Genomic DNA, 21,773 nt, shown 5'->3' with positions numbered 1-21,773 from the left:
TATATTATGTTTTTTCAACACATCTTCGAGTCATCTTTAGCACATTCCAGTTATTTAATTGGCTGCCAGGCCAAAGGTGTTGCCATGGTCATTGATCCCAAAAGAGATGTCGATACATACTTAGCGATTGCAGCAAAAAACAATTTAAAAATCACACATATTGCTGAAACCCATATCCATGCGGATTATCTTTCCGGAACATTGGAATTGGCCGAACTAACCGGTGCCCAATGTTATCTTTCCGACGAAGGCGGTAAAGACTGGCAATATGAGTTTCCACATATCGGGTTAAAAGATGGCGACCAGATCAAGCTTGGAAACCTCATTTTTAAAGTACTTCATACCCCAGGGCATACGCCTGAAAGTCTGAGTTTTATTTTAATCGATACACCAGCAACCTTGGATCCGGTGATGATATTTACAGGCGATTTTGTCTTCGTTGGAGATATTGGCCGTCCGGATCTGTTGGAGAATGCCGCTGGATTAATTGGCACCAAAGAAATTGGCGCGCAGCAAATGTTTAAATCATTACAGCAATTTTTGGCCTTACCAGACTACATTCAGGTCTGGCCTGCACACGGTGCAGGTTCGGCATGTGGTAAAGCGCTGGGTGCTGTGCCGAGTTCAACTGTGGGCTACGAGCGGATTCGCAACTGGGCACTGCAATACCAAAATAATGAAAGTGATTTTATAAGCGAACTTTTAGAGGGACAGCCTGAGCCACCGCGTTATTTTGCCCAGATGAAGAAGCTCAACAAAATCAAGCGGCCACTACAAACAAACGTACCACAATACCAGAAACTTTCTACGGCAGAATTCGACAAACTATATCAGGCAGGTACAACGATCATTGATACACGGCATAAATTTGATTTCGCCAAAGGCTATCTTCCCGGCAGCATCAACATTCAGCATAATCGGACGTTCAATACCTGGGCTGGCTGGATCTTGGATTACACAAAACCTTTTGTGCTGATCATGGATGAAAACGAAAAGGATGAAATCGCCCGCAAATTAATGCGCATCGGCCTCGATCATGTTGCCGGATATATTACTGTGGAAACTATTCCACAATTGGGAATTCCCTTGGAACAACAGCAGCTCATTGGGTTCCAGGAGATAAATGCTGTACTGGAGAATCCAAATGTTCAGATTCTAGATGTAAGGAATACAGCAGAATTTACAGCAGGACATCTACCACATGCCACACATCTTTTTGTGGGAACAATTGAAGACAATCTGGACAAAATTGACCGCACAAAAGAATTATACCTACATTGTCAATCCGGCGACCGGGCGACAATTGCGGCTTCGATCTTAGCTAAAAACGGAATTAAAGACGTTAAAATATATAGTGCATCCATCAATGACTGGAATGCAAAAGGGGGTATATTGGTGCAATAGCCTGTTGAATAAAAATAGCTCCAGGATCTGTTTCCGGAGCTATTTTTATTTTACATGATTTCAGTCATCAAGCAGCATTTATAAGCTACTCCTGTTAATTCGCAGGAATTCGATGATCTCATCTTTCTTCTCTTCCACCTTACCTTTCTTTTCGACAAACTGATGATTATAGATGGTCAGATATTGATGGTCATCGGTGTCCGACTCATAGACTTCTGCGGTCGCAAAAGAAAAATGTTCCTCCTCATCGGAAAGGTGATCATAAACATAGGCGAAATCATGATTTGCCAATGTATTCGCTAAGACATCTTTATCTTCAACAAACTTTAATCGCCCCGGTAAGATCCGTTTCTTCATCCAGACCTCATCTTTTTCCGAAAAAGGATAGATGGTAATACCCCGAAAAGCCATAACAATAGGTGTAATTAGAATAATTGCCATTTCAATTGCCCATACAGCCCATAGCATCCCACCTGAAACGGTTGATTTCTTCAAGCTAAATGTCCCCACCTCATTTAAGCCCTGTAGTGCCTCCCAAATAAAAGATGGATGCATAAAAAAGGCCTTAAAACCTTCTAGGCTAAAGGAAGATTTTACCCAGGTATCTCCGCCCATCGTACCTTCAGCATTATACATCAAGGATACAAACAGCGCCCACTGCGCATAAAAACCAATGATGGCAACGATCAGGGTAATGATTATCGCAACAGCTCTGTTTCTAAGCTTCCAGGTTTTGAAACAATAATTAAGTAGATAAAATAGCCCTGCCCCAAATCCTAAGGTGATAAATACATTGAAGTACACAATTGGAATAAACCACTGTAGAGCGATATAGATAATCGCCAAGACAACTGCTCCAACAATACCTAACACAAGCGAACCGATGAAAGCCAAAGCAGGCACCTTTCCCGAAGGCTTATAATACAGATATTCCATAAATTTATAGTATAATATTTGTTAACTCAATAGACAAATCTTCCAGCCAAAACCAAGCCAATTATTATTGCACACATTATTTTTCGTCAAGATTTGATGACATTGGATACGATGAAGGGGATTAATCGGCATTTCTTAAGACAATTTTGTATGTTTGGAACATGAAAATCAAAATATTGTCCTTTTTTGCACTTTTATGTGTAATAAATATTTGGGGAAAGGAAGTAAAGGCCCAGAGGAAAGGATTCTGGCAGCAGAAAGTTGACTATACAATGGATGTCAACGTGGATGAAAAAGCTTATCAATATGAGGGGAAAATGGCTTTGAAGTATAGCAACAATTCAGGCCAATCCTTAAATAAAGTTTATTTTCATTTGTATTTTAATGCATTTCAACCAGGATCAATGATGGATTACCGCTTGAAAAATATCAGCGATCCGGACAAACGCATGGTATCTAATATTGGCACCAAAGAAAAACCAATATTACAAAGCCGCATTGAAACCTTGCAGCCTCATCAGATTGGTTACCAAAAAATCAAAAGTCTTAGCATGAATGGGGTAAGTACTAGCTATAAGATTGATGGAACGATATTGGAAGTGACGCTACCAACTGCGATCCAAGATGGAGAAACAGCTAATTTTAATATGGAATGGACTGCGCAGGTACCTGAGCAGATCCGTAGGTCAGGCCGTAACTCAGCGGAAGGTGTAGCACTTTCAATGGCACAATGGTATCCGAAGATGGCACAGTTTGATGAATTTGGCTGGCACCTTGATGAATATATCGGCCGCGAGTTTATCGCACCCTTCGGCAACTTTGACGTCACCATACACCTCAACAAGAACTATGTTGTCGGTGCTTCAGGGGTGCTTCAAAATCCAAATGAGGTGAAAGGCTATCAGCCAAAAGCTAAAATAAAAACCAATAAAGATAAAGCGACCTGGCATTACAAAGCCGAAAACATCCATGATTTTGTCTGGGCTGCAGATCCCAAATTCGTTGTAGATTCCGCCTCAAGCAAGAATGGCATAAAAGTTTACACGGTGTATCTCCCTACGGACAAAGAAGTTATATCAAACTGGAAAACAGCGCTCGGCCTATCAACTGAGTTTTTCGATTTCTGTAGCGCTAAATTCGGCAAATACCCTTGGCCGACTTATACCATCATTCAGGGGGGCGATGGTGGCATGGAATATGGCACCGCGACATTGATTACCGGTGGCCGTAATCTAAAAAGCCTTGTTGGTGTTATCTTCCATGAATCTGCTCACTCCTGGTATCAGCATTTATTCGGAATCAATGAAACCGTTGATGAATGGTTTGACGAAGGCTTCACTTCCTATGTTGAAGAATTGGCCATGCAGCATCTTTTTGAAAAACGGGGCGCTATCGCATCAAATCCGCTGATCGATGCCTACCGGGCTTATTATAAGCTGGCGCTTTCGGGGAAAGAAGAACCAATGAGCCTACTTGCAGACTACTACAATACAAATTATGGCTATAGTAACGAAGCTTATAACAAAGGTGCTGTGCTAGCTGAACAGTTGGGCTACATCATCGGTCAGGAGAATCTGGAGAAAACCTTTTTGAAATTCTACGATATCTGGAAGTTCAAACATCCTACACCCAATGATTTCAAACGTGTTGCCGAGGAGGTATCAGGGATAAACCTGAAGTGGTATTTCAATTTGTTTATCAATACCACACGTCAAATTGATTACGCCATTGGCCAGGTAACTGATTCAGAAATTCAGCTGCTCAACAAATCAAACTTTGCGATGCCACTCGATATACTTGTAGAATATCAAGATGGAAGCAAAGAGCTATTTTACATCCCTTTACGTGAAATGCGCGGGGAAAAACCCGAGGAAAATTTTGAGATCTACAAGGCTGTAAAACGCACGGTACTGAAGGATTGGTTCTGGACCAACCCTGAATATAAAATTTCAGTCAATAAAGCTCCAAAAACAGTCACAATAGATCCATCGCTCCGACTTGCGGATGTGGAATCAGCAAACAATAGCCTGACACGCTAATTTAAATACTGAAAAATAAGCCTCGCAACAGATCGATCTGAAAGATGATCATTTGTGTGGGATCATAAAAATCATAAAAGCTGTATCATACTAAAATTTGATACAGCTTTTTATTTGATCTGGCATTTGTCTTTCAACTTTTTGTTTAACCCGCCGTACGCCGAACTTGCGACTCCCGCTAGCTAATAAACCTGCGCAATTAGCTGTTTTTCCATAATTTTAAAATAGTCTGGCCGGGCATTCTTAGCTCCTTATCAAGGCCAACATACGACTTGCTTCGTTATTTCTCTGCCGTTTGAAGCTTATTTTATTGCTATAACAGCAAAGAAACAGCAATAAAACAGCAAAGAATAACCAAAGAAATAGCAAACAAAGACCAAGGAAAGAGCAAGGAAAGACCCTAGAAACGGCAAAGAAACGGCAATAAATAAGCAAAGAACAACCAAAGGACAACCAAAGAAAAAGCGGCTTAGGATACCTTTAAAGGAATCACCATATTCCAGGTCCGTTCAAACTGATAAGACTCAGATCCATCTCCTGTAGCCGCAAAAAGATGTGTCGGTTTTCCGTTTTCAAATAGTAAAAATGGGCGTTCAAAATTAGCTTGATGACTGACAGTCCCATCGTTCCAGCGGATTGTCTTGGAATAGGCTTTGACGGCCTTTGACAGATGCCAATCGATTCCATCTTTCGAATAGGCATGGATGCCCCCACCCTCTTCCCCACAGATTTTACCATAGCGATCTTTCATAATTAATTCAAAATGCCGGCCATTATGCCATACGAAAGGATCCTCTACATCATTTTCATGATTTTGATCGGTATGAAATGAAAAAATAGGCTTATTGGACAAACGAAGATAGGGTCCCAGGAACGAATCAGCCTGTGCTGCCCCTAATAACAAGGGGGGACGGGAGTTCGACGGTGATGATTTATAGATCAGATATACTTTTCCATCGGGCAAAACAACTGGAGAAGGATTTGACGTAATGGAAGCATCCCACTCGCCCTTCCTCGGATTCAAAATCGGTTGATCTACGCGCTTCCAAGGCCCTGATATCGACTTTGAATAAGCCATTCCGATGCGTTTATGCATCCAGGCTTTCTCACCCAGCCCCGATTCCCAGACATTCTCGGAATAACTAGGATTAGGCTCTTCATAATTGTTTCCAAAATAATAAAGTACATAATAGTCGCCATTTTTAACAATACGCGGATTATGGGTTGTACAACCATCAAAATACTTTTTTCCACGAGCCGGCAACACCACCTCGACAAATTCATAGGGCCCTTCTGGGGTATCGGAAATTGCCCGAACAACTTCGGAATTGGTTACCCAATTACCAAAGCCATATTTTTTGCTCCAACGTGATGCAAACATATGATAGCGACCATCTTCGCCCTTAATCACTGAAGGATCCCATATCCAATAATCTTCCATAGCGAATCCGCCGCCCTTTGGTGCTGGGAGCAACTTATCAATAAATGCTTCTTCATACCGATTATCCACAGCAAATCCTTGCTGCGAAAGCAGCAGCATACTCGATGCACCAAGAACATTTTTCAGAAAGTCGCGACGGGAAGATAGTTTCATAAGATTGATTTTTGGTGATATAACATACTTTTAATTGGTGTCTGCCTTTTTGATACAGCGGTTTAAATCTCGACAACAAGATAAAAAATAACTCACTTGTTGCCAAGTTCTTTCTATATTATTCCAAACACTATTTTCAAAAAGAACTTCCATAAAAGGAAGCACAAGAAAGTCCAGGTCTGTCTTTCCAAAAATTCAATGGCTCATTTAGCTTGTCGATTGTAGCTAATGTAGGATTAAACCGATCGGCGCAAAGAAGAAAAAATGTGAATAAGCGACGAAGTTAATCCGGTCTTGGTATATTTGTGTCCATGATTTACATCCATATCCCATTTTGCAAACAGGCTTGTCATTATTGTGACTTTCATTTCAGTACTTCACTGCAATACAAAACTGAAATGGTCGATGCCCTGTTGCGAGAAATCGAGCTTCGATCTTCTTATCTGGAAGACCGAAAAGTTGAGTCCATCTATTTTGGTGGTGGGACACCCTCCCTCTTGGAAGCGGATGAAATCTCTAGGATTATTGACGCTGTTGCCAAACAATTTGACATAAGTAACCAGGCCGAAATTACACTGGAAGCAAATCCAGATGACCTGAACGCTGCAAAAGTAAATGCATTAAGGTCATCAACTCCCATAAATAGATTCAGTATAGGGATACAGTCTTTTTTTGAGGAAGATCTGAAATGGATGAACCGGGCACATACCAGACAGGAAGCATCCGCAGCAATCATGCGTGTACAGGATGCAGGATTTGAGAATATCACCTGTGACCTTATTTATGGCTACCCCCTGTTGACCGATGAAAAATGGCGCTACAATATGCAACAACTGATCGATTTTGCAGTCCCCCATATCTCTTCATACTCCATGACCGTGGAAGCCAAAACCGCACTGGATCATTTCATTAAGAAGGGCACGAGTCCTGCTGTTGATTCAGATCAGGCCGCGGATCAGATGAACCTGCTGATTGAAACATTGAAAAAGGCGGGCTATGAACAATATGAAATTTCCAATTTCGCGAAAAATGGTTTATATGCGCGCCACAACACTAATTATTGGAAAGGTAAGCATTATCTTGGAATCGGCCCTTCAGCCCATTCATTCAATGGTCATTCCAGATCCTGGAATATTGCTAATAACGCCAAGTATATCGGCTCGATACAAACAAACCAGCTTCCACTGGAAATCGAACATCTATCTGTGCGTGATCAGATTAATGAGTGTATCATGACCTCACTGCGTACGATGTGGGGACTTGATCTTGAACAGCTAGAAAAGAAATTTGACCACAGTGTTAAAAACAAAATAATGGAAGATGCCTTGCCATTTCTACAACAACAGCAATTAATTTTAGACGATAACACGTTAAGATTAACAGATACTGGCAAACTAATGGCGGATCATATCATGTCCGAATTATTTATTATTGAAAATTAACAACAAAACAACCAATAAAATTGCCAAAACAATAATAGTAGACGTATTTTCATTTCAATAATTACGAAAATGAAAATCAAGTCGCATTTTTAGCGCTGTTTATCCTATGTTTGCAACATAATCTATTATAAAAATATTATGTTACATCGTTCTTCTTTTGATTTAGAAATCAAAAGTTACAGAGAACAGCAAAATGCCGCTGTTGAACTGATTCAAATCATTAGTAATCTTTGGTATAACCAGGCCATTGAGCTCGTTCTGTTCCGAGAGCAGCTTGTTGATGAAAAAGTAAGTGTGATCCTTAATCACCTCCGGGAAAGTGCTATCCTTACCGGCAATGTACTGACCATATTTGATCTATTGAATGTTGCCCGTGTATTGGAACAATCAAATCTGGCTCCCGCTCGAATCGATATCGGTCAACTGGCGACTAAAGCCACAAATGAACGGATCAAAGCCGAGAATTTGTCTACTTTTATTTTCAATGAATTAGCGGGGATCGCAGATTGGCAGGAATTAACAGCACGTGATGTCGTGCTCTATGGTTTCGGTCGTATTGGCCGTCTGCTGGCACGCGAACTCATTAACAAATCAGGCTCTGGCAAGCAACTTCGGCTACGGGCAATAGTCACCAGAGACAGCAACGATACCAAATCATTATTAAAAAGAGCAGCGCTTTTAAAAAGTGATTCCATACATGGGGAATTTGAGGGTGAGGTTTATACCGATCCCGAAAAAAATGCACTCATTATTAATGGTATCACGGTATACGTGATCTCTGCTAAGCAACCGGAAGATATTGATTATACAGCATACGACATCAACAATGCATTGGTTATTGACAATACAGGAGCCTTTCGTGATGAAAAAGAACTTGCCCGCCATTTGGCCGCTAAAGGCGCTTCGCAAGTCTTGTTAACGGCACCCGGAAAAGGGGTTCCCAATATCGTATATGGTGTCAACGAAACCACGATAGATCTCGCAAAACATGCTATATTTTCAGCGGCATCCTGTACCACAAATGCCATTGCACCGGTTTTAGCCGTTCTCGAAGGGAAAATAGGTATCGTGAAAGGTCATATAGAAACCATACATTCCTATACAAATGACCAAAACCTGGTGGATAATATGCATAAAAAATCCAGAAGGGGTCGTGCTGCAGCCTTGAATATGGTCATTACCGAAACCGGCGCTGGAAGTGCTGTTTCAAAAGTCCTCCCGACCTTAACAGGCAAGCTCACCTCCAATGCCATCCGCGTACCAGTACCGAATGGATCGTTAGCCATATTAAATTTAGAACTGACCTCAGCCACATCTTTGGAACAAATACATACAATTTTAAAAACGAGTGCATTGGAAGGAAATCTTGTCGAACAGATTAAATTCTCCAGCAATGATGAGCTTGTATCGACCGATATTATAGGTACCACAGCTGCGGCTGTCGTTGATGGGCCCGCAACCATTGTTTCGGCCGATGGCAAAAATATTGTACTCTACGTCTGGTATGATAATGAGTATGGCTATTCCCATCAGGTCATGCGTCTATCGCGGCATATTGCCGGTGTAAGAAGATACACGTACTATTAAAATCCAATTTTCAATATAATATAGGGTATCCAAAATGAACGGAGCCCTATTTTTCTTTACTTTCGCTCGTCTATGCTTAGCGCCTCTTTTTCGGTTCTTCGCCGCTGGGTTAGTTTGCTTTTACCTTTTGAGCAGCTTTCTCATGTTTTTATAAATTGGCATTCTTCAAGTATTTCATGATAATGGGTGTCGCCCCTGCTTTCTGCTGTACATATTGGCGTGCGCATTTCGCTGCTTCCAAGCGTTTGGATTGATCCTGCAACCGTTCAAATACAGCGGTAAGCTCCTCGCCGTTAGGAAAGGAGAAACCACCGCCTTGTTCAATCAGATCTTTTGCTTCCTGAAATTTCTTAAAATTAGGCCCAAACAGTACCGGCATCCCATAAGTCGCTGCTTCCAGTGTATTATGTATCCCTACCCCAAATCCACCACCAATATAGGCAATCTGACCATAAGCGTACAAAGAAGACAACAGCCCGATATTGTCTATAATCAATACCTTTGCTTCCTTTAAAGTTGCCGTATCATATTCCGTTATTTTTGAAAAACGAAGTGCCGCAGGCCATAGATTTAATATACTGACAATATGGCCCGCATTGATCTCGTGCGGGGCTAAGATCAGCTTATATTCTTGAAACCGTTGGAACAGTTCTTTCAATAATTTCTCATCCTCAGGCCAGGTGCTTCCTGCCACCAAAACAGGAGCGGTACCTACAAAATCCGCTATTAACGGTATGTCTTTCCGATTCTTAGGTAAGTCAATTACACGATCAAAACGTGTGTCACCCGCCAATCCCGCATTCCGAATTCCATATTCTTTCAATAAACGCACGCTTTCCTCGTTCTGTACAAAGAAATAAGTTACGAAACCCAGAATCTTAAGAAAAAAAGTACCATAAGCCTGAAAGAAAATCTGTTCCGGTCTAAAAATTGCCGAAACAAGAAATAATGGAATAGACCTGCTGTGTAAGCCTTCAAAATAATAATACCAATATTCATATTTTGTGAAGACTGCAAATGAAGGATTGATCAGGTCTAAAAACAGCCGTGCATTCTGAGGCGTGTCATAAGGTAAATAGAAAACATGATCCGCCAGATTGGTATTCTTTCTTATTTCGTAGCCTGAAGGTGAATAAAATGTTACAATTATTTTATGGTCCAAATAATTATTTTTTACGGCCTCCAAAACAGGTCTGCCCTGCTCAAATTCCCCTAGGGAAGCGAAGTGAAACCAGATATGTTTTTGGCTGGAATCAACCGTTTGTTTCATCCGTGAATGCCAGTCTTTTCGTCCTGTCACCATGAGCCGCGCTTTGGCATGAAAAGGGGCCAAAATACGCAGTAAGAGTCCATAAAGAAAGATTCCAATTGAATAAAGCAAACGCATGTTGTTAAAATAATGTTTATCTTAGTCAAAGATATCAAACCCATTTCATTAATAAGGAAGCATTGAGTGGAAAATAAACATCGCAAACGGATTTTGATCACTGGAGCAGCAGGCTTCCTTGGTTCCCACCTTTGCGATCGCTTTATTGCCGAAGACTACGCTGTTATCGGGATGGATAACCTGATCACGGGCGACCTAACGAATATCGCACATTTGTTCAAGCTGGAGAATTTCGATTTTTATCATCACGATGTTTCAAAGTTTGTCCATATTCCGGGGCATTTGGATTATATCCTCCATTTCGCTTCTCCTGCAAGTCCTGTAGATTATCTTAAAATTCCGATTCAAACCCTCAAAGTTGGCTCGCTGGGCACCCACAATCTCCTTGGTCTGGCAAGGGCCAAACAGGCCCGGATCTTAGTCGCATCCACTTCAGAAGTTTATGGCGACCCCTTGGTATCGCCACAATCAGAAGATTATTGGGGCAATGTCAATCCTGTCGGCCCCAGAGGGGTATACGATGAAGCCAAAAGATTTCAGGAGGCCATTACGATGGCCTACCATAATGCCCATGGACTTGATACACGCATTGTCAGGATATTCAATACCTTCGGTTCGAGAATGCGCCTCAATGACGGTCGTGCCATCCCTACTTTTATAGCCCAAGCTATTCGTGGCGAAGACATTACGCTGTTTGGTGATGGCTCACAGACGCGCTCATTCTGTTATATTGATGATCAGATCGAAGGGATCTATAGATTATTGCATTCTGATTGTATACAACCGATAAACATAGGCAACCCCGACGAAATATCGCTCTTACAGCTGGCACAGGAGATTGTCGAACTAACGGGCAGCTCAAGCAAGATCAGCCATAAACCCCTGCCGGTGGACGATCCCAAACAACGGAAACCGGATATTGGTCTGGCAAAGGCAAAATTAAACTGGCAGCCCAAAATAGATCGAAAATTAGGCTTAGAAAAAACCATCGATTTTTACAGAAAGGTTCCTTTGGAAACCTTATCACATAAAGACTTTACATACTATAATCAAAAATAATGAGCAAAAAAATATTAGTCACAGGCGGAACAGGCTATATTGGTTCTCACACCGTTGTCGAACTACATCAGGCAGGATATACTCCTGTAATCATTGATGATCTTTCCAATTCAAATATCAAGATCTTGGAACAGATCGAGAAGATCATTGGTATTAAACCCGAATTTCATCAATTCGATCTTTGTGATGCCAATAAAGTAAATGAATTTGTAAAAAATAACAGCGATATCTCAGGGATTATTCATTTTGCAGCATCCAAAGCGGTAGGCGAATCCGTTCAAAATCCTTTAAAATACTACCACAATAATTTCTTCTCCCTGATCAACATCCTGGAGTCCTATCGAAACAAACCAATTAATTTTGTATTCTCTTCAAGCTGTACAGTATACGGCGAACCGGACACGCTTCCTGTCAATGAAAGCGCTCCTGTAAAAAAAGCGACTTCACCTTATGGCAATACAAAACAGATTGCTGAAGAGATTCTTGAAGAAACAGCCGCTGCGTACGATAATTATAACATTATCGCATTACGCTATTTCAATCCGGTAGGTGCCCATGAGTCCGCCTTGATTGGCGAATTGCCGAATGGTGTACCTCAAAACTTACTTCCTTTCATTACGCAGACGGCTATCGGCAAGCGAGAAAAATTAACGGTATTTGGCGACGATTATGATACGCCTGATGGTTCTTGTGTACGTGATTATATTCATGTGGTCGATTTAGCAAAAGCCCACGTCGCTGCAATCAAATTATTGGAAAAAGGAAATCCAAATGGCAAATATGACGTATTCAATGTAGGCACCGGTAATGGCTACTCTGTACTTGAAGCCATCAAAGCATTTGAGAAAGCCTCTGGTCAAAAATTGAATTATGAAATTGGGCCCCGTCGGGATGGTGATATCATCAAGGTATATGGGGATGTAACGAAATCCGCCAATCAATTGCACTGGAAAGCTGCACTGGGTATCGATGAGATGATGGCCTCCGCATGGGCATGGGAAAAAAATCTAAAAGAAAATCCGTTGGATTAGAAAGCCCCTTTCTAGTATTATCTTATAAATGATATAAAAAAAATGGCCGTCTTAAGAATTGGGACGGCCATTTTTTTAGCAGTGAATCGGATTATTTGCATCCTGTCTATTTTTGCAAAAGCTACGCCTTGCTTTTCAGGAAGCAAGTCTTTGTAAAATCATTTCATTTTTGTTGGAAAATCTGCACGAAGGACAACTTTAGTTCTTGCAATTTTCCTCGCCCTTTCTTGTAAATAGCTTATGGGCAAGTTCGCCCCAGCTTCGCCCTCCTCCCGACTTGTAAAAAACGTGCAGGCACAGTGTAAGCACGATAAAAGGTGGACTCAACGTGGACTCACGGTACACTCAATCTGCTTGCAATCCAAAGTTGGTAATAACATGGTGCGAATTTGGTCCCCAGCAAAGCGCACTAATGGTCGAACATATCAGGAAAGAAAAAGGTATAACTTAAATTAATTGAGTACGATATTGTCTAGACCAGATGGGCTGCTTGATTCAAAAAAGTAACAGAAATACACTATAAAGAGCTTGATAAAAGAGTAATTATTCTTCAGCGATCCATTGGACGTTTTATCAAGAAATCTAGTTTGGAATGAATGACTAAACAAGCTCTTTATCTGAAATATATTGCATCAATATGCCTGCTTGTGCACCAAGTTTCTTTTTCAGGCGTTGCATTGATTTTTTGATCGCATCGGGGGTAACGCCCAAAACATTGGCGACCTCTCTATTATTTAGACCCAATTTCATCAGCACGATCACACGCAGATTAGATTCAGTAAGATCTGGAAATTTAGCTTGAATATCTTGCAGTAAATTCGGAAATTCCCTGGTAAGCAAAAGCTTAAATTCCTGCCATTTCTCATCGGTGATAAGATGAGACTGCAAAAGTATTTTAAGCTCATCCCGGTCTTTGATACTTGCCGCCCCCCGCTCTTCAAGCATAGACGAAAGGAGATCGATTTGTTCATTATTACGTCTGAGATAGACCATATACTCATCTATTTGGCTCTTGGAACTCATTAGCTCTTTGTCCAGCTCGGCTTTGGTATATTTGAGATTAAGCAACTGATATTCATATTCCCGCATACGCTTCCGTGAACGGTATCGAAATGCGTTATAAATAAAGAAGAATAGCACCAATACAAACAAGCTCAATATTACCCACAATCTTGTCTCAGCACGCTTTTTCTTGATGAGTGCCTGGGCTAATGATAACTTGTCAGCATATTTCTGCCTGTCAGCCATAAATTTCAACTGGGACAAAACCGGATCACCATCCAGGAAGCGCAATGAATCCTGGAGTTGTTCAATACGCCGACGTGCTTTTAACTCTTGCTTTAGGTCATGATTTTGGATAGCAAGATTCAGCTTATGCTCTTCCAGTTCGAGGATTGTCTTTTTGTCATCGGTTCCTTCCAGTAGTTGCTCGGTATCGCTGATCATTTTTTTGACCTCTTGGTTTGCACCCATTGAAATACGCAGCCGAATCCGCATCATTAAAGCAAAAATGGTGTTTTTATTATTCCCCAGAGATTTTGAAATTTCCAGATCTTTTTCTAAAAGTGATAAGGCTTTTTGATAGTCTCCCCTTCCTTCATAAACCCGCGCCTGATTGCCCAAAGTCTTTGCATAACGAAGAGAATCTTTTTCAGAAAGCGCCAGATTCTGCGCAATCTCAAAATTTTTCATTGCCTCCACGGTATCCCCACCACTTTTCAAAGTCAATAAACCCAGGTTGTCCAAGATCTCCGCCTTCAATTTTGGAGAAATGCCCGCCTGCTTTCGGCCAAGCTCCAGGTACTTAATTCCTGCGCTGTAATCTCCGAGCGTGCCAAAAAAGTAGCCGAGCTTCTTGTAAGTATGTGCTAGATCCAACGCCAGATCCTTGGGTATCTCCTCCAACCCTTTTTCGCCCTCTAAAAGCAAAGGAAGAGCTTCTGACGCTTTTAAACACCTATACAGATAAAAACCGTACATGACCTTTACCCATGCCCTGACATTTTGATAATTATAGTCCTTTTCCAGATCCAGAGCTTTTAGGTAGTATTTGTCACTAAAACTATTTCTTCCACCTTCACTGTCAAAAGATTGATCCGCTAACAAACAATAATAAATGGCAAGCAACGCATTGTCATTTTTCCGAATAGCCTGATTGAAATAGGGAGTTAGGTATCTGCTCAACGCCGCACTTGAAGCATGGTACTTCTGTGATTCACGTATAATTGTCTCATAAAAATTCTTTTCCTCCATCGAGGAATTAGAATCCATCATATCCATTCCAAAGACAGCACGACCGGAAATTATCGTTATAGAAAAAAGTACAATAAAAAATCTCAGCATACTGACATAGTGGTCGAATTTCACATTAAAAATAAAAAATAATTTTAATTAAATCAGTATATAATAAAATCAGCAGGAATTAAATGAGAAATGCCAACAGGATTATGGGCTTCGAAGATACAATAAGCCATGGAAGGAGTACACTTTAGCTTGCTACACCCACAAAATCAGCATAAAGCATATAGAAAATTAAAAACTATAAATGCGATTGGGTGTAATCGCTTGAGTCAGTCGAACATCGTGTTCATTTCGGTCAGCGATCCGTTCGATCGGATTAAAAAAAGATAATCCCACACGTTGGATTTCTGGCGCACAAAGTGCAAAAAACCGATCGTAAAATCCTTTTCCATAACCGACTCTATGGCCGTCAACATCAAAGACCAATAAAGGTACAAGGATAAAATCAATCGCCGTTGGCAGTACTTCTGTTCCTGAAATAGGTTCTGGAATACCCCATTCATTTGTTTCAAACACAGTTTGCTCATCAAGAATATAATGCTGCATGGAATAATCCGCAAAATTTGATCGCGAGACAACGAGAACGACCTTCGGAAAAAATTCCTTCACATAGTTAATGATGGAGTAGGTATTTGGTTCATGATATTTTTCAATTGGAAGAAAAACATGCATAAACTTAACTGCTGTTAGATCTATTTTCTGAAATTGCAGCAGTAAATCACGATTAAGACGCTCCTCTTCTTCCCCAGAAAGCTGGCATCTTTTTAACTTAAATTCCTGTCTTAATTCCTTTTTAGATTTCATGCTTAAAGATATATCATTATCTCATCATTTCGTGGGATAACAGTGGACAAAATAGATTTCTTTCTTATCGGAAATAGTTGACGAAAGGAAAACAGCAAAAAAAACGGCCTTGTAGCGAGCGCTATCAAGACCGAATAATCAACCTAAACCTAAAATCTTATATTACTTTACGCGTTCGATATAATTACCTGTTTGCGTATCGACTCTTACTTTCTCTCCTTGGTTAATGAATAGAGGAACCATAATCTCTACTCCCGTTTCTACAGTAGCTTTTTTCAATGCATTCGTAGATGTATCTCCCTTTACAGCAGGTTCTGTATACGTAATTTCCAATTCAACACTTTTAGGTGCCTCTGCCATAATAGGCTCATCACTTTCAAATGCAATAATCACAGTCATTCCTTCTTTTAAGAAACGCGCTGAATCACCAAATAAAAATTTAGGAATATTAAATTGCTCGTACGTATTATTATCCATTACGACGAAAAACTCGCCATCTTCGTATAAGTATTGGTAATCATTCGTTTCAACACGTGCAATCTCCACACTCTCGTCCACTCTAAAACGATATTCTACTAATTTACCAGTCTTCACATTACGCATTCTTGCTTGATAAAAAGCGCGCAAATTACCTGGTGTACGGTGTATATATTCTTCTACGGAGACCAACTCTCCATTAAATCTTAAAATATTTCCTGATTTTACCTCTGATGCCTTAGCCATTCTTTGAATTGAACTTTAAACGGTTATCTCATTATTGAGTCGTCAAAAATACAAAAACTAATTGTTTTATTAAAATTTCATTCGCTACTTTTTGAAGTCGATGATAGAAATCCTTTCGTCACAGAATTCGTATTCTTTTTTTTGATTTGAACAGATAATAAACATTCTAAAATCCCGCTTGGTACGGTCTATTAAATCCAGATACCATTCCTCTCCTGCTGTATCCAGATTACTTGTTGGCTCGTCCAATAATACCAAATCTGAATGAGAGCAGCAGGCCAAAACTAATTTAACCCGTTGACGCATACCCGATGAAAAATATTTTATTTCTTTATCTAAGGCATTTTCTAACCCCAACAGATTCAAAACACTTTCTTTATCGAATCCTTGGAGATAAGGTTTAAACTGAAAGTGAAAATCGAACAGCTCACGCAAGGTAAACTCTTCGATCAATTCGACATAGGGTGCGGCGATAGACAGTTGCCTGTAAACCTGATCGATACCAATGATGCGCTCTCCATCTGTATAAATCAATTCGCCTTCGGAAGATGACAGACTGCCGGAAAGCACTTTTAATAAGGTCGATTTTCCGGAGCCATTCTGTCCCAGGACAGCATAGCTCTTACCGGATTCAAAACGATAATTAATATGTCTGAAAATCCATTCGCGGTTATATCTTCGACCTATATCCTTTAACGTTATTTCCAAAGCTATGCGGTTGGGTAATGCGATTACATCGCTCTATTGTTGAATCCTTTCATGATACCTCTACCCGAATTGCGGATGAAATCCAAAATTTCATCTCGGATTTCAGTAGCCTGATATTCAGCTTCAATAATTTCGATTGCTTTCGCTAAATTGCGGTTTTGAACAAATAGAATGCGGTAAAGGTTTTGAATTTCGGCGATCTGCTCTTCTGAAAACCCTCTTCTACGCAATCCTACGGAGTTAATTCCGGCATATGAAATTGGCTCACGGGCTGCTTTTACAAACGGTGGAATATCTTTACGCACCAAAGAACCTCCTGTGACAAATGCATGCGAACCAATTTTCACAAATTGATGTACTGCTACCATTCCTGCTAAAACAACATAATCTCCGACGGTGATATGTCCGGCAAGGGTACTGTTATTTGAAAAAACGCAATTATCACCCACTTCACAGTCATGTGCAACGTGGCTGTAGGCTTGGATCAAACAATTTTTTCCAATGACAGTTTTATAACGATCCTTCGTGCCTCGATTAATTGTCACACATTCACGGATCGTTGTATTATCACCAATTTCTGCTGTTGTAATCTCACCATCAAATTTTAAGTCTTGCGGTTCACCAGAAATTACGGCACCGGGATATATCTTACAGTTCTTTCCAATTCGAGCTCCATCCATAATGGTCACATTTGAGCCAATCCAAGTCCCCTCTCCAATGACAACGTCTTTGTAAATGGTTACAAATGGTTCAATGACCACATTTTTAGCAATCTTTGCTTCTGGATGAATATAAGCTAATGGCTGTATCATCTATACTTCTTTAGTTGTTATTTACTCTTACGATCTGTGCCATAAGTTCAGCCTCACAGACAATCTTCTCTCCCACCATGGCCACACCTTTCATTTTAGCGATGCCCCTCCGGATCGGTTCCATCAGATCACATCTAAAAATAACAGAGTCTCCTGGAGTTACTTGTGCTTTAAAGCGTGCATTCTCGATTTTGAGAAATAAGGTTAACCAGTTTTCAGGATCTGGAACAGTCTTTAAGACCAAGATCCCACCAGTCTGCGCCATTGCTTCGACTTGTAATACGCCCGGGAATAATGGTGCTCCGGGGAAATGTCCCATAAACAAATCTTCATTCATGGTCACATTCTTTAACCCTACCACATGGGTTTCCGTTAATTCTAAAATTTTATCGACCATGAGCATTGGTTGACGATGCGGAAGAATTTTCATGATTTCCACCGTATCATACAATGCGGGCATATTAGGATCGTAAACCTTTATCTTTTTGCGTGTTTTATCTTTTTTAATCTGCTCTTTGATTTTCTTTGCAAAGGCAACATTCGCTGCATGTCCAGGACGAGCGGCCATAATATGACCTTTCAAAGGCCTGCCCACCAGCGCCAAATCACCAACCATATCCAACAGCTTATGTCTCGCTGGTTCGTTCTGATGACGCAATTGATTATTATTCAGAATACCTTCTTTTGCTACAGCAACGGTTTCTTTATGGAAAAGATGAGCCAGTTTTTGCAACTCCTCCGGAGAAGTTTCTTTATCTACAATGACAATCGCATTGCTTAGATCTCCCCCTTTAATCAACCCGTGATCGACCAGCATCTCCAGTTCATGTAGGAAACAAAAGGTACGTGAAGATGCGATTTCAGCTTTAAAATCTTCTATTGACGTAATCGCAGCATGTTGACTGCCCAAAACAGGTGAATTGAAATCAATCATACAAGTCAGACGATAACCATCCATCGGCATACCCAAGATCTCGACTTTACGATCAGGCTCTGCATAATGAATATTATTGGAGATTTCATAGTAATCTCTATCTGCTTCCTGTTCTTCAAACCCTGCTTCTTCCAACAGTTTCACGAAAATTGCCGAACTACCATCCAATATCGGAATTTCAGGACCATCAATATCAATCAGGACATTGTCGATTTGTAAACCAATTAATGATGCCATTAAATGCTCTATTGTACTAACACTTGCTCCATTTTGAGAAATCGTGGTTCCCCTGGAAGTGTCTGTGACATTATCTGCATCAACCAATATCTCTGGCTGACCGTCTAAATCTACACGTCTGAACTTAAACCAGTGATTTTCCGGAGCTGGTTTGATTGTCATCGATACAATTTTTCCTGTATGAAGACCTACCCCCGAAATTTCAACCTCGTTTTTGATGGTTCTCTGTTTCACATTCATTTCTAATAACATATTTTTAAATCAAAACTTCTTTTGACAAAACCATCATGAGATTATAATATTATATCGAAATAGCAGCAAGCTAGGACTGCTCATGATAGCTTCATTACAATTAAATAACAGTTTATTTCAATGAAAAAAGATTATTTTAACTTCGATTCTATTAATTTCTCCAGCTCCTGGATACGTTTCTCCAACTCAGGTAAGCGCGCAAATATCACGTTTGATCGTAACTGCGGCTGATAAGGCATTACTGGTGTTCCGCCCCATTTTTTCCCTTCGTCTTTTATTGATCTGTTAACGCCTGATTGAGCCTGTATCTGAGAGCCTTTAGCCACAACGATATGGCCTACAACACCAACCTGTCCACCCAATACCACACGCTCTCCAATTTTTGAACTTCCAGAAATACCTGTTTGTGCAGCTATTACTGTATTTTTACCGATATCAACATTATGTGCAATTTGAATCAAATTGTCCAATTTGACACCCTCACGCACAATAGTTGCTCCCATTGTAGCTCTATCGATCACCGTATTTGCGCCGATCTCAACATTATCCTCGATCTGCACATAGCCTATCTGTGGAACTTTCTTATAAGAACCATCTTCCTGCGGAGCAAAACCAAAACCATCCGAACCAATCACCACACCTGAATGCACAACAACATTCTTCCCTACCTTACAGTCATGATAAATCTTTACGCCGGGGTAAAGCGTCGTATTGTCATCGATTGTGACCTTATCGCCAATAAAAACCTGGGGATAAATCTTAACATGATCTCCGATCTTAGCGCCCTTACCGATATATGCAAAAGCTCCAATGTAGCCCCCCGCTCCTATTGTCGCCTCAGGATGTATAAAACAAGGTTCTTCGCGTCCACTTTTATCAAGACGAAACTCATTGTACATATTCAATATGGTAGAAAAAGCTGCATAGGCGTTCTTAACACGAATAATCGTCAGTGTGGGTTTGGTTGCTTGCATCAATTGCAAATCTTCATTTACAATCACTATCGAAGCATCAGTCGTATAAATAAAATGCTCATATTTTGGATTTGACAAAAAAGAAAGATCGCCTTTTTTACCTTCCTCAATTTTGGCAAGGTTACCTACAGTAACTTCTGGATTCCCTTCAATCCTTCCTTCTAATAATGTCCCTATTTGTTGAGCAGTAAATTGCATGGTACAAATCTATGTTTTTTTATTAAAAAATAACTATCCCATGGAAGGAATTGCAATATATCCGACCTCTTTTGGATAACATAATGCATATTTGGACACATTTTTTGATAATGCTTCTAAATTTCCAAGATCCGACGCCTCAGTAATATCAACCAGTTCGCCCGACTTCAATAATATCTTGATTTGGTCATTGGAAGGGTCATATGCACGATTATGAATTTCCTGCGTAAACACATAATAATGAATATCCTCTTCCTTCACCCCCAGAAACTGTCGAACGCTGTTTTTTACCTGTTCAATATAATCCGGAGAAAAGGGTTTGTTGCTCATGATTGAACGATACAAGTCCCTTTTCATGATCCGCTGACACATTTTACTTAAAATTTTGTCTTCGTGCAGTTCCCATGTTTTTATCGCTGACATAATATCTGTATCATCTAAACGAGTAAACCAGTCTAAATGCAACGGGTCTGCCATAAAATTTGTACGATCAATCTCTTGGCTCAAAAACCAGTGGAATGCTGGAGTAGAAAAGAGTTGTACCCCAGATGCTGTTAAATATTTGGCTCTTTGTAAAATTTTAATCAATAATTGTTCCGCTCCTATTACCGTTTTGTGTAAATAAACCTGCCAATACATCAGTCTGCGCGCGATAAGAAATTTTTCCACCGAATAAAGCCCTTTGTATTCAACGACAATCTCGTCATTCACCACATTCAACATCTTTATAATGCGGTCAAATGAAATCACCCCCTCAGAAACGCCAGTAAAAAAACTATCTCTATTCAGATAGTCCATACGGTCTACATCCAATTGACTGGAGACAAGCTGATGGAGAAATTTTCGTGCGTATTTATTATTAAATATATCAATCGCCAGGCTTAGTCTCCCGTCCAGATCCTGATTCATGCGATCCATCAGTAATGAAGACAGCAATTCATGCGAAACACCTGCAATTAAACTATGTTCCAATGAATGCGAGAAGGGGCCATGCCCGATATCGTGCAGTAAAATCGCGGCTAAGACAGCTTCTTCTTCTTTTTCAGAAATCTCGACCCCTTTACTCCGAAGGGTTTCCAGGGCCATCGACATCAGATGCATTGCTCCGATAGCATGCTGGAACCGTGTATGTAAAGCACCCGGATACACCAAATGTGTCATACTCACCTGCTTGACATAACGAAGTCGCTGAAAATAGGGATGCTGTACAAGGTCAAAGACCAAACCTGTAGGAATGGCAACAAACCCGTATACAGGATCATTAATGATTTTATTTTTGTTCAATGCGGCGATAAATTAATGCTACTTTTCAACATATTAAATAGAAAACCCAGTTATGTAACATACAAAC

Annotated in this window: 17 protein-coding genes; 6 read left to right on the top strand and 11 right to left on the bottom strand. The window is 40.4% G+C overall.

What is annotated here, in order from left to right:
• The first annotated feature begins 6 nt into the window (after positions 1-6).
• Positions 7-1,404, top strand: a complete 1,398-nt coding sequence (locus ABDW32_RS17950; protein WP_343564875.1) for an MBL fold metallo-hydrolase — start codon at positions 7-9, stop codon at positions 1,402-1,404.
• Between the two features lie 78 nt (positions 1,405-1,482).
• On the opposite strand, the gene ABDW32_RS17945 is transcribed toward ABDW32_RS17950, so the two are convergent.
• On the bottom strand, positions 1,483-2,340 hold the full coding sequence (locus ABDW32_RS17945) for a hypothetical protein (protein ID WP_343564873.1): 858 nt from the start codon (positions 2,338-2,340) through the stop codon (positions 1,483-1,485).
• A 161-nt stretch (positions 2,341-2,501) separates the two neighbouring features.
• On the opposite strand from ABDW32_RS17945, the gene ABDW32_RS17940 reads away from it, so the two are divergent.
• Positions 2,502-4,379 (top strand): M1 family metallopeptidase, encoded by a 1,878-nt coding sequence (locus ABDW32_RS17940; protein ID WP_343564871.1) that lies wholly within the window; start codon positions 2,502-2,504, stop codon positions 4,377-4,379.
• Between the two features lie 469 nt (positions 4,380-4,848).
• On the opposite strand, the gene ABDW32_RS17935 is transcribed toward ABDW32_RS17940, so the two are convergent.
• The gene (locus ABDW32_RS17935; RefSeq protein WP_343564869.1) at positions 4,849-5,973 is read right to left on the bottom strand and encodes a glycoside hydrolase family protein; all 1,125 of its coding nucleotides are present in this window, start codon (positions 5,971-5,973) and stop codon (positions 4,849-4,851) included.
• A 311-nt stretch (positions 5,974-6,284) separates the two neighbouring features.
• Here ABDW32_RS17935 and hemW point away from each other — a divergent pair, with 311 nt between their 5' ends.
• Positions 6,285-7,415, top strand: coding sequence for a radical SAM family heme chaperone HemW (gene hemW / locus ABDW32_RS17930; RefSeq protein ID WP_343564867.1), 1,131 nt, complete (start codon positions 6,285-6,287; stop codon positions 7,413-7,415).
• 138 nt (positions 7,416-7,553) lie between these two features.
• The gene (locus ABDW32_RS17925) at positions 7,554-9,002 is read left to right on the top strand and encodes a glyceraldehyde-3-phosphate dehydrogenase (RefSeq protein WP_343564865.1); all 1,449 of its coding nucleotides are present in this window, start codon (positions 7,554-7,556) and stop codon (positions 9,000-9,002) included.
• A gap of 148 nt (positions 9,003-9,150) precedes the next feature.
• On the opposite strand, the gene ABDW32_RS17920 is transcribed toward ABDW32_RS17925, so the two are convergent.
• Positions 9,151-10,389 (bottom strand): glycosyltransferase N-terminal domain-containing protein, encoded by a 1,239-nt coding sequence (locus tag ABDW32_RS17920; RefSeq protein ID WP_343564863.1) that lies wholly within the window; start codon positions 10,387-10,389, stop codon positions 9,151-9,153.
• 66 nt (positions 10,390-10,455) lie between these two features.
• Here ABDW32_RS17920 and ABDW32_RS17915 point away from each other — a divergent pair, with 66 nt between their 5' ends.
• Positions 10,456-11,448: a UDP-glucuronic acid decarboxylase family protein gene (locus tag ABDW32_RS17915; RefSeq protein ID WP_343564861.1), complete on the top strand. Its 993-nt coding sequence runs from the start codon at positions 10,456-10,458 to the stop codon at positions 11,446-11,448.
• Complete coding sequence (gene galE, locus ABDW32_RS17910; RefSeq protein WP_343564859.1) at positions 11,448-12,479, top strand: UDP-glucose 4-epimerase GalE; 1,032 nt, start codon at positions 11,448-11,450, stop codon at positions 12,477-12,479. The genes ABDW32_RS17915 and galE overlap by 1 nt, the downstream gene beginning before the upstream one ends.
• A gap of 600 nt (positions 12,480-13,079) precedes the next feature.
• On the opposite strand, the gene ABDW32_RS17905 is transcribed toward galE, so the two are convergent.
• From ABDW32_RS17905 to ABDW32_RS17870, 8 genes are all read right to left on the bottom strand, one after another.
• Positions 13,080-14,822: a tetratricopeptide repeat protein gene (locus ABDW32_RS17905; protein WP_343564857.1), complete on the bottom strand. Its 1,743-nt coding sequence runs from the start codon at positions 14,820-14,822 to the stop codon at positions 13,080-13,082.
• Between the two features lie 189 nt (positions 14,823-15,011).
• Complete coding sequence (locus tag ABDW32_RS17900) at positions 15,012-15,584, bottom strand: 5-formyltetrahydrofolate cyclo-ligase (protein WP_343564855.1); 573 nt, start codon at positions 15,582-15,584, stop codon at positions 15,012-15,014.
• Between the two features lie 162 nt (positions 15,585-15,746).
• The gene (gene efp, locus ABDW32_RS17895) at positions 15,747-16,307 is read right to left on the bottom strand and encodes an elongation factor P (protein WP_077438233.1); all 561 of its coding nucleotides are present in this window, start codon (positions 16,305-16,307) and stop codon (positions 15,747-15,749) included.
• Between the two features lie 84 nt (positions 16,308-16,391).
• Positions 16,392-17,015, bottom strand: a complete 624-nt coding sequence (locus ABDW32_RS17890) for an ATP-binding cassette domain-containing protein (protein WP_343564852.1) — start codon at positions 17,013-17,015, stop codon at positions 16,392-16,394.
• A 23-nt stretch (positions 17,016-17,038) separates the two neighbouring features.
• Positions 17,039-17,827 carry an acyl-ACP--UDP-N-acetylglucosamine O-acyltransferase gene (lpxA, locus tag ABDW32_RS17885; RefSeq protein WP_075990789.1) on the bottom strand — a complete coding sequence of 263 codons (789 nt, stop codon included), beginning with the start codon at positions 17,825-17,827 and terminating at the stop codon, positions 17,039-17,041.
• A 10-nt stretch (positions 17,828-17,837) separates the two neighbouring features.
• Positions 17,838-19,238, bottom strand: a complete 1,401-nt coding sequence (locus tag ABDW32_RS17880; protein ID WP_175992111.1) for a bifunctional UDP-3-O-[3-hydroxymyristoyl] N-acetylglucosamine deacetylase/3-hydroxyacyl-ACP dehydratase — start codon at positions 19,236-19,238, stop codon at positions 17,838-17,840.
• Positions 19,239-19,381: 143 nt separating this feature from the next.
• The gene (lpxD, locus tag ABDW32_RS17875) at positions 19,382-20,422 is read right to left on the bottom strand and encodes a UDP-3-O-(3-hydroxymyristoyl)glucosamine N-acyltransferase (RefSeq protein WP_077438236.1); all 1,041 of its coding nucleotides are present in this window, start codon (positions 20,420-20,422) and stop codon (positions 19,382-19,384) included.
• 33 nt (positions 20,423-20,455) lie between these two features.
• Positions 20,456-21,706 (bottom strand): HD domain-containing protein, encoded by a 1,251-nt coding sequence (locus ABDW32_RS17870; RefSeq protein ID WP_343564849.1) that lies wholly within the window; start codon positions 21,704-21,706, stop codon positions 20,456-20,458.
• Between the last annotated feature and the right edge of the window lie 67 nt (positions 21,707-21,773).

The organism is Sphingobacterium sp. (assembly GCF_039596235.1).
Classification (GTDB): Bacteria; Bacteroidota; Bacteroidia; order Sphingobacteriales; family Sphingobacteriaceae; genus Sphingobacterium.
The sequence above is the reverse complement of the archived record's forward strand: the minus strand, read 5'-3'. Positions and strand labels throughout refer to the sequence as shown.